At 61.0% G+C, this 14,583-nt stretch carries 10 protein-coding genes; 7 read left to right on the forward strand and 3 right to left on the reverse strand.

Translation table 11 applies throughout. The features are described 5' to 3' along the window. Nucleotides 1–21: 21 nt before the first annotated feature. The 4 genes from I2I05_RS05380 to I2I05_RS05395 all read left to right on the forward strand — a co-directional run bounded on the left by I2I05_RS05380 (nt 22) and on the right by I2I05_RS05395 (nt 7,949). Nucleotides 22–1,281, forward strand: coding sequence for an MFS transporter (locus I2I05_RS05380; protein ID WP_230688170.1), 1,260 nt, complete (start codon nt 22–24; stop codon nt 1,279–1,281). Nucleotides 1,282–1,546: 265 nt separating this feature from the next. After that, nucleotides 1,547–3,622 (forward strand): DUF3857 domain-containing protein, encoded by a 2,076-nt coding sequence (locus I2I05_RS05385; protein ID WP_196281198.1) that lies wholly within the window; start codon nt 1,547–1,549, stop codon nt 3,620–3,622. 115 nt (nt 3,623–3,737) lie between these two features. Beyond that, nucleotides 3,738–5,789 carry a DUF3857 domain-containing protein gene (locus I2I05_RS05390; RefSeq protein ID WP_196281199.1) on the forward strand — a complete coding sequence of 684 codons (2,052 nt, stop codon included), beginning with the start codon at nt 3,738–3,740 and terminating at the stop codon, nt 5,787–5,789. A 210-nt stretch (nt 5,790–5,999) separates the two neighbouring features. Further along, the gene (locus I2I05_RS05395; protein WP_196281200.1) at nt 6,000–7,949 is read left to right on the forward strand and encodes a DUF3857 domain-containing protein; all 1,950 of its coding nucleotides are present in this window, start codon (nt 6,000–6,002) and stop codon (nt 7,947–7,949) included. Nucleotides 7,950–8,205: 256 nt separating this feature from the next. On the opposite strand, the gene I2I05_RS05400 is transcribed toward I2I05_RS05395, so the two are convergent. Next, a complete protein-coding gene (locus tag I2I05_RS05400; protein ID WP_317192320.1) occupies nt 8,206–10,182 on the reverse strand; it encodes a helix-hairpin-helix domain-containing protein in 1,977 nt (658 codons plus the stop codon). Nucleotides 10,183–10,457: 275 nt separating this feature from the next. Further along, a complete protein-coding gene (locus I2I05_RS05405; protein ID WP_196281202.1) occupies nt 10,458–11,321 on the reverse strand; it encodes a hypothetical protein in 864 nt (287 codons plus the stop codon). Between the two features lie 167 nt (nt 11,322–11,488). Here I2I05_RS05405 and I2I05_RS05410 point away from each other — a divergent pair, with 167 nt between their 5' ends. The 3 genes from I2I05_RS05410 to I2I05_RS05420 all read left to right on the forward strand — a co-directional run bounded on the left by I2I05_RS05410 (nt 11,489) and on the right by I2I05_RS05420 (nt 13,475). After that, nucleotides 11,489–12,223 (forward strand): M48 family metallopeptidase, encoded by a 735-nt coding sequence (locus I2I05_RS05410; RefSeq protein ID WP_196281203.1) that lies wholly within the window; start codon nt 11,489–11,491, stop codon nt 12,221–12,223. Between the two features lie 47 nt (nt 12,224–12,270). After that, nucleotides 12,271–12,492 (forward strand): membrane protein insertion efficiency factor YidD, encoded by a 222-nt coding sequence (gene yidD, locus I2I05_RS05415; RefSeq protein WP_196281204.1) that lies wholly within the window; start codon nt 12,271–12,273, stop codon nt 12,490–12,492. A gap of 65 nt (nt 12,493–12,557) precedes the next feature. Then, on the forward strand, nt 12,558–13,475 hold the full coding sequence (locus tag I2I05_RS05420) for a hypothetical protein (RefSeq protein WP_196281205.1): 918 nt from the start codon (nt 12,558–12,560) through the stop codon (nt 13,473–13,475). A 72-nt stretch (nt 13,476–13,547) separates the two neighbouring features. On the opposite strand, the gene lgt is transcribed toward I2I05_RS05420, so the two are convergent. Continuing rightward, on the reverse strand, nt 13,548–14,510 hold the full coding sequence (gene lgt, locus I2I05_RS05425) for a prolipoprotein diacylglyceryl transferase (RefSeq protein WP_196281206.1): 963 nt from the start codon (nt 14,508–14,510) through the stop codon (nt 13,548–13,550). Nucleotides 14,511–14,583 lie beyond the last annotated feature (73 nt).

The raw sequence follows: 14,583 nt of genomic DNA on the forward strand, positions 1-14,583 counted from the left end.
CCCTGATTCTACAAAAGCACCTTGAGCACGTCCAAACCCACTTTTCAAGCCGCCAAACCACGCCCCACTTATTCATTGGGCTTCTGGCTGATGTGTCTGTCGTCGTTTCTGTTTTTCCTGAGCTTCAACCTGCTGCTGCCCGAGCTGCCCGACCACTTGTCGCGGCTGGGCGGCGGCGAGTACAAGGGCTACATCATTGCCTTGTTTACGCTCACGGCGGCTATTTCGCGGCCGTATTCAGGGAAGCTGGCCGATACGGTGGGGCGCATTCCGGTGATGGTGTTTGGGTCACTGGTGTGTTTTCTGTGCGGGTTTTTCTACCCGTGGGCCGTCACGGTCACGGGCTTTCTCACGCTGCGGCTGCTGCACGGGTTCAGCACGGGCTTCAAGCCCACGGGCACGGCCGCCTACATCGCCGACATTGTGCCCATGGAACGGCGCGGCGAGGCCATGGGCCTGCTGGGCGTAACCGGTGCCATGGGCCTGGCTTTCGGGCCGGCCGTGGGTTCCTGGATAGCCCAGACGTTTTCCCTGAACACCATGTTTTATTGCTCGAGCGCGGTGGCGCTGCTCTCGCTACTGGTGCAAGGCAGCCTCACCGAAACCCTGCCCAAGGCCCAGCGACAGCGCTTTCGCCCGGGGCTGTTGCGCCTGAAGTGGACCGAAATTTTGGACCGCCGGGTGCTGTCGCCGGCCGTGGTCACGGGCTTGTGCCTGTTCCCCTACGGCGCGGTGCTCACCGTGGTGCCCGACCAGAGCCGGCTGCTGGGCCTGGACGGCCCCACCAAGGGCTTGTTCTACATCTTTTTAACGGTGGCCTCGCTGGGCATCCGCCTCATCGCGGGCAAGGTATCCGATGTGCACGGGCGGGTGCCGGTGCTGCGCTGGTCCAGCGTGATACTGGCCGTAGGGCTGGCGCTGCTGGTGTGGTCGCCGTCCGTGGAGTGGTTTCTGACGGCGGCCGTGGTGTTCGGCATTGGGGCGGGGCTGAACTCGCCGGCGCTCTACGCCTGGACCATCGACCTGAGCCACCCCGACTACCGGGGCCAAGCCGTGGCCACCATGTACATCGCCCTCGAAATCGGCATCGGGCTGGGCGCGCTGCTGGCGGGCTGGATTTTCGCCAACCAACCCAGCCGCTTGCCCTACGTGCACGGCCTGAGCTTGGTGTGCGTGCTCGGGGCGGTGGTGTATTTATTCATGGTGAAATCGTCGGGGCCCATGGTGCACCCCGTGGTTTCGGAACCAGCGCCCGAACCGTCCCCCGAAGAAGTGGTGTGAAGCCTGCATGGAGGCCACCGGCCGGCAGCCGTTGCGGTGGAGCCGGGCGGGCGAAAATAATTGGCCCGGTTGTGTCAGCTCACAGGCTACCCGGTTTTGGCTTCGGGCCTCAGAATGATGCAGGTTAGCTCAGTAAATAGTCCAGCATGGCGGGCAGCTACCTCTACTCAGCCAAAAATAATTACCCGTTCACCATCAACAAGTAACCCCTGAATACCACTACATTTAGGGTTTCGAAGACTGTCTACCCCATTCTTTTTTGTTGATGCAAGCAACTTTACTGCTTTGCCGGTTGGGCCGGGTGCTGCCCGTGCTGCTCGGCAGTTTTCTGATTTCGGGCACCGCTTGGGCCCAGACGGTGCCCGACCCCATTAAGTACGGCCAGATTGACAAGGCAGACCTCACGGCCGCGCCTTTTTTGGGCGATAGCGCGGCGGCGGCCGTGGTGCTGTGCGACTACGGTCGCTCGCGCCTGCGGGGCAAAGGCGACGGCCTGGAAGTAGTGTTTGAGCGGGTCACACGAATCAAAATCCTGAAAAAATCGGGCTACGAAGAGGCCACGGTCGAAATCCCGCTCTATCATCGCGAAGGGAACTCAGAAAAGGTGTCCAGCCTGCGCGGCGTTACCTACAACCTGGTGAACGGGGCAGTGGAGAAAACCAAGCTGGAAGCCAACGGTGCGTTTTTCGAAAAGCACACCGCCAATGTCAACGTGCAGAAATTCACGCTGCCCAATGTGCGCGAAGGCTCCGTGATAGAATTCTCCTACACCCTGGCATCGGACTACTTGTTCAATTTCCAGGACTGGGCTTTTCAGCGCGCTATTCCGGTGCGCTGGAGCGAGTACCGCTCCAGCATTCCCACATTTTATAAGTACAATATTATTTACCAGGGCAACCGGCCGCTCGACGTCAACGTGCTGAGCACGGGCTCGGTGAGCTTATTGCTGGACAACAAAGTGTCAGACAACGCCGGCATTGGGGCCGGGCAAAGCGCAGGCAACATGACCCTCACGGCTTCGACCGAGAACCACCAGTGGGTGCTGAAGAACGTGCCGGCTTTCCAGCCTGAGCCATACATGACCACCGCCAAGGACTACACCGCACGGATGGATTTTGAGCTCACCGGTGAACAGTGGCCCGACCAGCCTTATAAGGACCTGACCGGCAGTTGGGATAAAATCAACGCTCGGCTCCTGGAATCGGAAGACTTTGGGGGGCGCATCAGTCGGGTGGGCTTTCTGCAAGAGCAGTTGCAGGGCCTGGCCGCCCAATACCCCGACCTTAAGGCCCGCGCCGCCGCCGTGCGCCAAGTGGTGATGGCCGCCGTGCGCTACAACGGCAACGACCACCTGTATGCCCCGGAGCCCCTGCGCAAGGCATTTGATGCCCACCGCGGCTCCTCGGCCGACGTAAACCTGCTGCTGCTGGCGGCGCTGGAGCAGGTGGGCATCAAGGCGCATCCGCTGCTGCTCAGCACCCGCGACCACGGACGAGTGAGCAAAGAATACCCCATGCTCGACCGCTTCAACTACGTGGTGGCCCTGGTGCCCGTGCCCGGCGAAAAAGACCTGCTGGTGGACGCCACCGAGCCGGTGCTCCCCTGCGGGGTGCTGCCCGAGCGCTGCCTCAACCGCGTGGCGCGCCTCGTGAGCAAAGTACCCGCCGAGGGCCGCTGGGTCGACCTCGCCCCCAGCCAGCGCCACGTGCACTACCAGCAAATCGACATGACGCTGGATGCCCAGGGTGGCCTCAGCGGCAAGGTGCACGAAGAGCACGGCGGCTACGCCGCGGCCGATGCCCGCACCGAAATTGCCTCTCAGGGCGAGAAAAAGTACCTCGCCGGCCTGCAACAGCGCCACGAAGGCTGGAACCTGCCCAAACTGACCGTGAACCAAGCCGAAGCCGTGGACAAACCCCTGAGTGTAGATTACGAATTCAGCCAGGCGGGCACGGGGCAGCCCGCCGCCGGCCCCATCTACCTGAGCCCGTTGAGCGAGTTCGGCCCTGAGCAAAACCCGTTTCGGCGCGAGTCCCGGGCATTTGCCGTGGACTTTGGCGCGCCGCAGGAAGAACTGCTGGTGCTGAACCTGACGCTGCCCGCCGGCTACGAGTTGGCCGAAACCCCCAAGCCCGCGGCCATCAACCTGCCCCACGACACCGGCCGGTTTCGCTACACGGTTGGCAGTCCCAAACCGGGGGTGGTGCAGCTCACCAGCCGCCTTACCCTGAGCAATGCCGTGTACCCGGCCGAGGAATACGCCAACCTGCGCGAGCTCTACCGCCTGCTGCTGGCCCGCCAGAGCGAAAAGCTCATCATCCAGAAAAAAGCCGGCAGCTAGCCCCAAGCCTACTCTTAGCTGCCAATACAATTCATTTCAAAAAAGCCGCTATTCATCGGCTCCTAATCGGCTTTAGGCGCCTGCATCTTACCCTACATTTTTTATTCCTTTTTGCATGAAATTACCCCTACTCTATCCGGCAATCCTGGCCGCCGTCTTGCTCAATGCCTTCGCCGCCCAGGCCCAACCCGAGCCCATCAAATTTGGCAAGGCCGACCCCAAAGACCTGGGTCCCGAACCCTTCGTGGGCGACAGCGCGGCGTCGGCCGTGGTGCTGTGTGATTTCGGCAACACCACGTTTCAGTACATCAACAATGAATTTAAGCTGATTTCGGAACGGACTACGCGCATTAAAATACTGAAGAAATCGGGCTATGAGCTGGCTACCGTGCAGGTGCCACTTTACCACCGCAACACCAACGAGGAAAAACTCTCGTCCCTGCGCGGCGTCACCTACAACTTGGTGAAGGGACAAGTGCAGAAAACCAAGCTGGAAAGCAGTAATACCTTCATTGAGGAGCGCACCAATAACATTCGGGTGCGCAAGTTTACCCTGCCCGACGTGCGCGAAGGCTCAGTGATTGAGTACTCGTACATCGTCACGTCGGACTTCTTCTTTAACTTCCAGGATTGGGCATTCCAACGCGAGGTACCCACCCGCTGGAGCGAATTTCGGGCGTCCATTCCCGAGTACTTCGACTACAAGATGCTGCTCCAGGGCTACCACCCACTGGCCGTGCAAAAGAAGTCGGAAAATATGACTCAATTCACGGAGCATACGGCGGGCAGGAACACGGGCAGCGGCTTTTCTACTTCCCGCGAAGCCGCGAGCAACGAAACGGCCACGGTGCCCACTACCACCTACCACTGGGCCATGAAGGACGTGCCCGCCTTCCGCAACGAGCCGTACATGACCACCTCGGACGATTATGTGGACCGGATTAACTTCCAGCTGGCGGGGGTAAAGTTTCCGGGGCAGGCCTACAGCAACGTGGCCGGCACCTGGGAAAAGATTAACACGGAGCTGCTGATTGACGACGACTTTGGCATGCAGCTCGACCGGGGCGGCTTCCTCAAAGACCAAGTGCTGGCCCTGACCGCCAAATACCCCGACCCCGCCGCCCGCGCCGCCGCCGTACGCCAGCTAGTGATGGCTGCCGTGCGCTACGATGGCACCGACCGCCTCAAAACCACGGGCTCGCTGCGCAAGGCGTTCGACGCCCACCGCGGCACCTCGGCCGATGTGAACCTACTGCTTATTTCGGCGTTGCGCAATGCCGGCCTTGCCGCTCACCCCCTGATGCTCAGCACCCGCGACCACGGCCGGGTCAATCAGGCGCTGCCCATGCTCGACCGCTTCAACTACGTGGTGGCCTTGGTGCCCCTCGCCGACGGCAAAGACCTGCTGGTGGATGCTACCGAGCCGCTGCTGCCCTGCGGGGTGCTACCCGAGCGCTGCCTCAACCAAACCGGTCGCCTCATCACGCAAAAGGCGTCCGAAGGCCGCTGGGTCGACCTCGCCCCCAGTCAGCGCTACGTGCACTACCAGCAAGTGAACATGACGCTGGACGCCCAAGGCGGCCTCACCGGCAAAGTGCACGAAGAGCACGGCGGCTACTCGGGCGTGGATGCCCGCAAAGAATTGAGCCAGCAGGGCGAGAAAAAGTACTTTGCTGGGCTCACCAGCCAACACACCGGCTGGACCCTGCCCAAATTCACCGTTGCCAACCGCGAAAACGTGGACAAGCCCCTGGCCATGGACTACGAGTTTACCCAGCCCGCCGACGACAACACCACCGCCGGCACGCTGTACCTGTGCCCGCTCCGCGACTTCGGCACCGAGCAGAACCCTTTCCGCCACGACGACCGGCTGTTTCCCGTGGATTTCGGGGCACTGCAGGACGAAACCACCATGGTTACCCTGACGCTGCCCGCCGGCTACGAGTTGGCCGAAACCCCCAAGCCCGCCGTGGTAGAGATGCCCGACGGCGGCGGCCGCTTCCTCTACAGCGTCACCGCCACCACGCCGGGCGTGGTGCAGCTCACCAGCCGCCTCAGCCTGCGCAAAACCATGTACGTGGCCGAGGAATACGTCCACCTGCGCGAATTCTACCGCCTGATGCTGGCGAAGCAGGGAGAGAAGCTGGTGATTAAAAAGAAGGCGTAATTGACCGGCCTGTTGGTTCTGATAAAAACAAGGTTATGCCGTTAGCACGTCATGCTGAGCTGGCCGAAGCATCTCTACCACGAGAGTAATTTCCTTTCTCGACTAAGCGCTAACGATGCCTCGGCCAGCTCAGCATGACGGACTTACTTGTTTTAATTAATCCGTCGTTCTGCCTAGCTTCTTATTACTAATTCCTTACCCCGTTATTCCGTGAAAGCACTGCTACCCCTACTCGCTGCGCTGCCTTTGAGCAGCTTTCTATTAGTTACTCCCAGTGCCCCCGCACCTAAGTATGCCGTGGCGGACATTCCGGCCACGCTGCGCGAGGGTGCTCACGCGGTGCTGCGGGCCGATGACGAAGTAGTAACCGTGAAATCGGCGGGCCGGCTGGTGCACACCGTGCACCGGGTAGTAACCGTGCTCGATGCGGCTGGCGACGATTTCGGGCGCCACGCCGTGAGCTACGATGCCCTCAATGCCGTGAACTACCTCCGCGGTGCCGTGTACGACGGCGATGGCCGGCTGCTGCACCAGCTGCGGGCCGCCGAAATCCACGACCAGGGCGTGGGCGACGCGGGCGGCAGCTTCATGACCGATGTGCGGGTGCGCTACGCCGACCTGCGCCAGCCCCAGGCCCCTTACACCGTCGAATTCGACTACGAAGTGGTGTCGGACAACACCTTGTTTTACCCCGAATGGCAGCCGCAGGAAGCCGAGGGCCTGGCCGTGCAAAGCGCCACGTTGCGCGTGACCACGCCCGCTGCCGTGCCCCTGCGCTACCAGGAGCGGCAGCTGCCGGCGGGCGGCACCGTGGCCCACACCACAGCCGGCGGCCAAGAAACCTACGAATGGAAACTAGCCGACCTGCCTGCCGTTGACGAAGAAGAAGCCGCCCCGCCCCTGGCATACTCCACACCGGCCGTGATGCTGGCGCCTAGCCTCTTCGAAGTGCAGGGCCACAAGGGCTTCGCTTCCAGCTGGCAGAGCTTCGGGCAGTGGAACTACGAGCTGAATGCGGGCCGCGACCAGTTGCCCCCCGCCACGCTGGCCAAGGTAGCTGCCTTGGTGAAAGACGTGCCCGATGCCCGCGCCCGCGCCCAGCGCGTTTACGAAATGCTCCAGGGCAGCACCCGCTACATTTCGGTGCAGCTGGGCCTGGGCGGCTGGCAAACGTTCCCGGCCAGCTCGGTAGCCAGCAACGGCTACGGCGACTGCAAGGCGCTGAGCAACTACACCAAAGCCTTGTTGGCTGCCGCAGGCGTGCCTTCCTACGTGGCCTTGATAGGCGCGGGCTCCGACCGTCCGGACCTGCGGACCGACTTCCCTAGCTCGCAGTTCAACCACGTTGTTTTGTGCGTGCCCCCGGCAAAGGGAAGCCGCGCCGATACCTTATGGCTGGAATGCACCAGCCAGACGAATCCATTCGGCTACATGGGCAGCTTCACCGGCAACCGGCACGCGCTGCTGCTCACCCCCGAGGGCGGCAAACTGGTGACCACGCCTCGTTACGGAGCGGCCGAAAATCGTCAGGTGCGCCGCATCGACTTGTTTTTGGACGCCGTGGGCAGTGCCACGGCCACGGCCCGCACCCTGCGCACCGGCCAGGACCAGGACTTTTACTCCCAGCTGCTGCACGAACTCGGGCCCGCGGAACAGAAGAAGTATGTGACGGACCGGCTCCGGCTACCCACCTTCACCCTCACCAAATTCAACCTAGCGGCCACCCCAGCCGGCCCCGTGCCGGGCGTGGTCGAAACCCTGGGGCTTTCGCTGCCGGGCTTTGCCATGCCCAGCGGCAAGCGCGTGTTCGTCACCGCCAACCTGCTGAGCCGCATGCCCGCCCTGCCCGCGCAAATCGGCGAGCGCAAAGCCGCCGTGTGGCTGCCCGAAGCCTGCCTGCACGCCGACACCGTGCGCCTGCACCTGCCCGCCGGCTTTCGGGCCGAAACCTTGCCCACGGCCGTGCAATTCAGCACCGCCTACGGTACCTACGCCAGCCAATACCTTGCCTTGCCCGATGGCACGGTGCAATACATTCGCCGTCTCGAACTCAAGCGCGGGCAACTGCCCAGCTCCGCGTATGCAGGCTACCTGGACTTCCGGCGCAAAATCAGCATTGCCGATAAAGCGCAGGTCGTGCTGTTAAAGATGGAGAGTTGATAACCGCTTTTTTTCGTGAGCAACAGAATGGCACCAAAGGCATTTCTTAAAACTCATTTAAATAGGCAGCAAAAAGAACAGTCATGGTGAGCTTGTCGACGCATCTCTACCGCTTCATTGCTATTGCTTAAACGAAGCGGTAGAGACGCTTCGACCAGCTCAGCATGACGGCTGGTTTGGATGAAACATTATAAATACTAAAAAGGCCCCGTTACTTGACAGTAACGGGGCCTTTTTAATTGCCTTTGGTGTTCGGTTAAAACTTCACCCGCATCTGCGCTTTTACCTCGCCGCGCAGTGGCCCCTGAATTGTCTCCAGGCCCGAACCGACGGTGCTTTGGTACCGGTAGCGCGTTTCGGCATACCGCAGCCAGAAGGTGATGGCGCGGTTCACGCGGATTTCGGCGATGCCGTAAATCCGCGTGCCCTGGCCGTAAAGGGCCGGGATGGACACAGCCAGCAGCACGTCCTGCTCATACACGTACTGGCGGGTGTCGTAGTCATCAGAATCGAAAATGGAGTAGCGGGCCGTGAGCTTGAGGGCGGAGTTGAGGCGGTAGCTAAAGTCCTGGGCCAGCACGTAGCCTTGCCGCCAGGCCAGGCCGTTGTCGTCGCGTAGGCGCGAGGCTTGCACACGGGTGCGCATCTCCAAATTGGTGGTCGGTGCGGTGTTGTAATATACCAGGATGCTCTGTCGGAGCTGTTCGCCGGGCAGCGGCACCGGGCGGGTTGCGTCATCGGTAGGCAGGTCGCGGGGCTTCAGGCGCTGGCGCAGCTGCACGTAGAGCAGGTTGGTTTTGGTGGGTGTGAAGGCCAAACGCAGCAGGGCATCGTGGCCGTCGGTGGGGGCGCTGGCCCGGTAGCGCAGCCACGGAAAGCTAAACTGGTCGTAGTAGGCCGATACTTCCCAACGGGCCACGGGGCGCACTTTCAGACCAATGTAAACCCCGGTTTCGTTGATGTTGCGGGTGTTCTCGCCGAAAGCGTTGCCGTAGATGGTGTTGAAGTCCCGGTCGTAGTGCCGCACCAGCACGGCTGCGTCCACGGTGGGGCCGAGGCTGGCCAGCAGGCCATTCACCGTGCCCAGGCCGCCGCTGGTGGTGCGCGCCGTTTCGCCAAAAACCAGCAGGTTGCGCCACACATAGCTGTAGTTTACCGACAGGGCCAGATTATCACGGCCGCTTAGCTCGAACCGATTGTAGGGCTCGGCGCGCTTGAGTAGCGGCGTGCCGTAGTGCGTGAACACGCCGGTGGCCGCGACGGCCAGGTTGCCGTTGCGGCTGGTGTAGCCCACGTTGCCGCCCCCCACGGTTTCGGCCAGTTGGCGGCGGTTGGCTATTTCCGAGGCCGTGCGGTGAAACCCGGTGTACAGCAGGCCCGAGGTAAATTCGTCGAATTGCGCCAACGAATCCTGGGCTTGCTGCAGGTTGGCGTCCACGTTTTTGTGGGATACGAAGCCCGTGGCCTGCACCGTGGGCGCTACCTGCACCGTGGCGGCCCCGCCGCGGAAAAACGTATTTTCGAGCAGCGATGAATACGCCCGCACGCCCACCGACGAGCGCCGCAACGTGGTAATTGTTTCGGCGCCCTTGCCCACGCCCAATCCCGACGACAGTAGCAGGCCTTGTCCAAACTGTAGCTGGTAGTCGCCCAAGGCCAGGGTTTTCAGCCGCCCCCGCTCCTGAATCAGCAAGTGCGCCGACACGTAATCGGCGCCAAACTGCCCGTTTTTGGGATTCCAGGTAAGCGGTTCGCCGGCGTCCTTTTCCATCGAAAAACCCACGCTGAAGTCCTTGGTGTGGCTCACGCGGTAGCGTATCAGCATCTTGTCGGGCGAGCCGAGGTAGCGCGTGGTGGGCTTGCCCTGGTAGAGCGTGGGCGGAGTGTAGCCCTGGCGCTGCTGCAGCACCCGCTCGTAGCGCAGGTACAGGGCGTTGTTGTCTTCGCTGGCAATGCGCTGCCACAACGAGCCACGGGAGGCGTTTTGGTTGCCACTGAGCACGCTCATGAACGGCAGAATGCGGTTTATCGTCCGCAGGTCGTAGCCCTCAATGCTTTGCAGCTCATATACGCTCAGCAAGTCGCCGTTGGCCTCTCGGTGGCGCAGCAGGGTGGTTATCTGGTTTTCATTCAGCAGCAGCAACGACCGCAGCTCTTCGCGGGTGGCCGTGTTGAGGTTGATAGGCGTTTGATAATACTGGAGCAGGGTTTCGTAGAGGTCTTCGTACGGCACCTGGTCCGATTGAATTTCCGCAAACAGCTCCTGCGTAAGGCGGTCCAGGTCGGGAGCCCGCCGGGTGTAGTCCTGAGCGAATACCGAATTAGTTATTACGAATTGCGAAGCAATAATTACCAGGAAAACCAGTGCTAATCTAAAGCTGGTAGCCCATGAATTAGTCTCCTGATTTTTCAGGTAATTAATTAACCGGCAACAGCAAAACAGAATGAGAGTAACGCGTTTTTTCATCCCCAATTTTTAATCAGTAATTCTCAATTAGTAATTAAAAATTACTTACCCCAGGATTTACTCACGCTCAGGTGCTGGCTAAAGCCCAGGGCCTGTTGGAAGGTGGCCGCGTAATCAATCTGAAACGCCCCGGCCAGAACACCAACTCCCGCGCTGGCTTGCTCCGTGAGGGTGGCAAGCCCAATGCGGGCTGCCAGCACGGGCACCGGCCGGTACTCCAGTCCGGCCTTGAAGTTGGCGGCACGCTCCACGTCTTTTTCGGTTTCGACCACCACCAGCACTTGCGTGGTGGGACGATAAGCCAGGCCGGCTTTGAGCACGGTGGGCACCCGCTCGGTCTGGTAGCTGGCCAGCTTGGTTTGGCTGAGGTTGTAGAGCGAGGCGCCGAAGCTGAGCCGCTGGGGAATGACTTCGATTTGGCCGCCCAACGTGCCCAGCAGCACGCGCCGGCTGCCCAAGCCTTCGATGCTGACTTGCAGCATGTCGACCCGCCCCCCCAAGCTGATTTGCCCGAACCGGTAGCCGTAGCCGGCGCCCACGCGGGTTTCGTTGTAAAGCTGCCCCCCGAAACGCTGGGCTTCGAACGCGACCACGCCGTGGCGGGCCCAAACAGCGGCCGCGGCAGGTGCAGGGGCCGTACCATCGGCCGAAGGCCCAACGCCAAGCGGGCGGCCCAATGGCAGGGCCACCGTCAGCGCCCCCACGTTCAGGGCCGAGCTGAAGTAGCGGTTTTCAGCATAAAACCCCACCGTGGGCCGCTGAATCTCGCTTAGCCCGGCCACGTTGTTGCCCATGCTCCACACCTCGCCGGCCAGTGCCACTGAGGCGTTGCCCAACGCTGCTGCGCGCCCGCCCCGCACCCCGGGCCCGTTGCCCTGGGCTACGGCAGACGCAACTGGTAGCAAGCCGAAGCAAACCAAAAAGAAACTAAAAATTGAAAGATATCGAGGTAAACAGTGTTGCATGAGGGGAAGGTAACATGCTGCTGGCAAATGGTTGAGGTTTGAGCCGAAATTATTTTGCCCCGTTCAGGGGTTATCAGTTCAGGCCTCACTGCCGAACTTGCTGCCCTATGCCCCGCTCTTTCTCTGCCGCGCCGCGCCGCGAAACCCTTCTCTATAAGAATCAACCGCTTACCTATACCCTCGTCTTTCGGTCGCGACGCACCATTGGCTTCGCCGTGCGGCCCGATGGCAGCGTCCACGTCAGTGCCCCAGCCGGTATTTCAGCCGAGTGGGTGGCCCAGCAGGTGCTTAAAAGAGCCGATTGGATTCTGAAGCACCAAGCCACTTTCGCGGCCCGCCCGGCCCCCGCTCCCACCCGGCGCTTCGACGCCGACAGTGTGCATTATTACCAAGGCCAGCCCTACCGGTTGCGATTCGTGGCAGCGGCACGGCCCAGTGTAGCCATCGTGGGCGATGAGTTGGTGGTTCATTCTCCAGCGCCGCTTTCTGTGCCCCAGACGGAAGCATTGCTCCACACCTGGTACGTCCGCCGGGCCGGTGCCCACTTTTCCGAGTCGCTGGAACGCGTGTGGCCGCGCTTCGCCGAGTTCAACCTCACCCGCCCCACGCTGTTCGTGCGCCACATGCGCACGCGCTGGGGCAGTTGCACGCCCCGCTCGGCCCGCATTCGGCTCAGCCCCGAACTCATTCGGGCACGCCCCGAATGCCTGGACTACGTGCTGCTGCATGAGTGCTGCCACTTGCTGGTAGGCGACCATTCCAAGGCATTTTATGACCTGCAAAAGCGGCTCATGCCCGACTGGGAACGGTGGAAAGACGAGTTGAATGCGTTGCCGAAGTAGCCCCCGGGGAAACTCCGCATTTTAAATCAAGTCTTTACCTTCATGCCATGTCCCGGTTGTTTCGCGCCCTCTTTCTTGGTTTGGTCTGGTTTTACCGCCACTTCATTTCGCCGCTCACGGCGCCCAGCTGCCGTTACACGCCCACTTGCTCGGCGTATGCGGCCGAGGCCATCACCAAATACGGGCCGTGGCGCGGCGGGCGCCTGGCCGTGCGGCGCATTGCCAGCTGCCATCCGTGGGGCGGCCACGGCTTCGACCCCGTACCGTAGGGATTTGTGCCCGTATAGGCAGCAGTAATCTTCTGCTTTATCACTTGTATCAATCCCGATTTTCGATGCGTTTAATTCCCCTCTTTCCGGCTGCGTTGGCTGTATTCCTCACTTCTGCTGCTTGCTCCGAAGCCCAAAGCGACGAAACCACCGCGGCAGGCACGTCGACCACTGAGCAGGCTGGCAAATCCAAGAAGAAGAAAAAGAAAGACTCCCTCGAAAGCCGCATGATTGACGCCGCCGTGCCCGGCCTGCGCCGGGTTGGCCGCCTCGATGGAGTGTCCGAAAGCTCGGGCTTGGCCCTGGGTCCGCAAGCGGGCAGCTATTTCACGTTTGGCGACAACGGCAACGTGGCCACGCTCTACCAAATAGACGGCACGGGCAGCGTAACTAGCAAAGTGGACGTCGGGGCCAAAAACAAGGATTGGGAAAGCCTTACCCGCGACCCGCAAGGCAACTATTTCATTGGCGACTGCGGCAACAACAACTCCGACCGCCGTGACTTGCGCTTGCTGCGCCTGAATCCGGCCAATCCGCAGCAAATCGGCACCATCTCCTTCACCTACCCGGACCAGAACGAGTTCCCGCCCAAGAAAAAGCAGCGCAATTTCGACTGCGAAGCCACCTTGTGGCACGAGGGCAAGGTGTGGCTGTTCACGAAGGACCCGCAGGAACAAACCAGCAACGTCTATACCGTATCCGACCAACCCGGCACCCACACGGCCACGCGCGCCGGCAGCATCGCCATTCCGGGCCAGGTAACCGATGCCGCCCTGAGTCCCAGCGGACGCCGGCTGGTCCTCCTCGGGCGGGGCGAACTGTTTATTCTGGACGGCAGTTCGTGGGCCGATATCCTCAAGGCCACGCCCCGTCAGGTAGACCTGCAGGGCGCCGGCCAAACGGAGGGCGCCGAGTTTAAAGACGAAAATACGTTGGTTATCAGCACCGAAGAAGGCAACCTGTACGAGTTTACGATGCCATAAGCAGCCGAATGGACGCTACCGAAAAGGCCCGCCTGGTAGGATACCAGGCGGGCCTTTTTTTGCTTTAATTACTTATTTCTTCTGCCCGCGCGGCTGGTTCAGACTGGGCAAGGCGCCTGGCTGGGGCGGTGCCTGGGCGGTGGCTCCTGGGTCGCCTTCCTTGCCTAGGTCGCGCGGGGCGTAGCCGTAGGGATTCTGCGGGTCTTTGCCCGCCCGCCACAGCACCCAAATCCCGATAAATATCATCGGAATACTCAGCAGCTGCCCTTGGTTGAACAGGTTGCCGTCTTCAAACGCCACTTGGTTTTCCTTCAGGTATTCGCCCAAAAAGCGCTGGGTGAAAAGCAGCACCACAAACAAACCGAAGAGCAGGCCACGGGGCGTGCGGTCCTTGGTGCGGTTCCAGAGGGAATAAAGCAGGATGAGCAGGAAAATGCAGAACAATGCCTCGTATAGCTGCGTGGGGTGGCGCGGCACGGCCACGCCTTGGATGAGGTGCTCGGTATCACGCGGAAAAATAAAAGCCCACGGTACATTGGTTGGCTTGCCCACGATTTCGGAGTTCATCAGATTGCCGGTCCGGATGCAGGCGCCGCCCAGTGCCACCACAATCACAATACGGTCGAGCACCCACAGGTAATCGAACTTATTATTGCGCGCAAACAGCCAGCAGGCCAACAAGATACCAATCGTGGCCCCGTGGCTCGCCAAGCCGCCCTGCCAGATGCGGAACACCACCATGGGGTCCGCCACCAACGCATCGAAGTCGTAGAACAGCATGTGCCCCAGCCGTGCTCCCACGATGGTGCCAACCAGCATGTAAATGGTAATCACATCGACCCACTGCGGCGAGGTGCGCTCCGACCGGTAGATATGATTCAGGATGAAGGTGCCCAACACGAAGGGCAGCATGAAAAACAGGCCATACCAGCGCAGCGTAATCGGCCCCAGTTGGGTGCCAAATACCGTCCACGGCCCAAAGGCGTGAATGATGGGGTCAACGTTCCAGTAAATAGAAGCGAGAAAAGGCAGCATACAGCGCAAGGATGAAATAAGGCTCAAAGGTACTGTTACCGGTGAACTTGATGGGTTGATTGGGAAAGGCGTC

This window comes from Hymenobacter jeongseonensis, from assembly GCF_015694725.1.
Taxonomy (GTDB): Bacteria; Bacteroidota; Bacteroidia; order Cytophagales; family Hymenobacteraceae; genus Hymenobacter; species Hymenobacter jeongseonensis.

Bases quoted from the DNA above. Each gene is read 5' to 3' on its own strand.
- I2I05_RS05385 (WP_196281198.1), top strand. From the start codon at position 1,547: ATGCAAGCAACTTTACTGCTTTGCCGGTTGGGCCGGGTGCTGCCCGTG.
- I2I05_RS05390 (WP_196281199.1), top strand. From the start codon at position 3,738: ATGAAATTACCCCTACTCTATCCGGCAATCCTGGCCGCCGTCTTGCTC.
- I2I05_RS05410 (WP_196281203.1), top strand. From the start codon at position 11,489: ATGCCCCGCTCTTTCTCTGCCGCGCCGCGCCGCGAAACCCTTCTCTAT.
- yidD (WP_196281204.1), top strand. From the start codon at position 12,271: ATGTCCCGGTTGTTTCGCGCCCTCTTTCTTGGTTTGGTCTGGTTTTAC.
- I2I05_RS05420 (WP_196281205.1), top strand. From the start codon at position 12,558: ATGCGTTTAATTCCCCTCTTTCCGGCTGCGTTGGCTGTATTCCTCACT.
- lgt (WP_196281206.1), bottom strand. From the start codon at position 14,510: ATGCTGCCTTTTCTCGCTTCTATTTACTGGAACGTTGACCCCATCATT.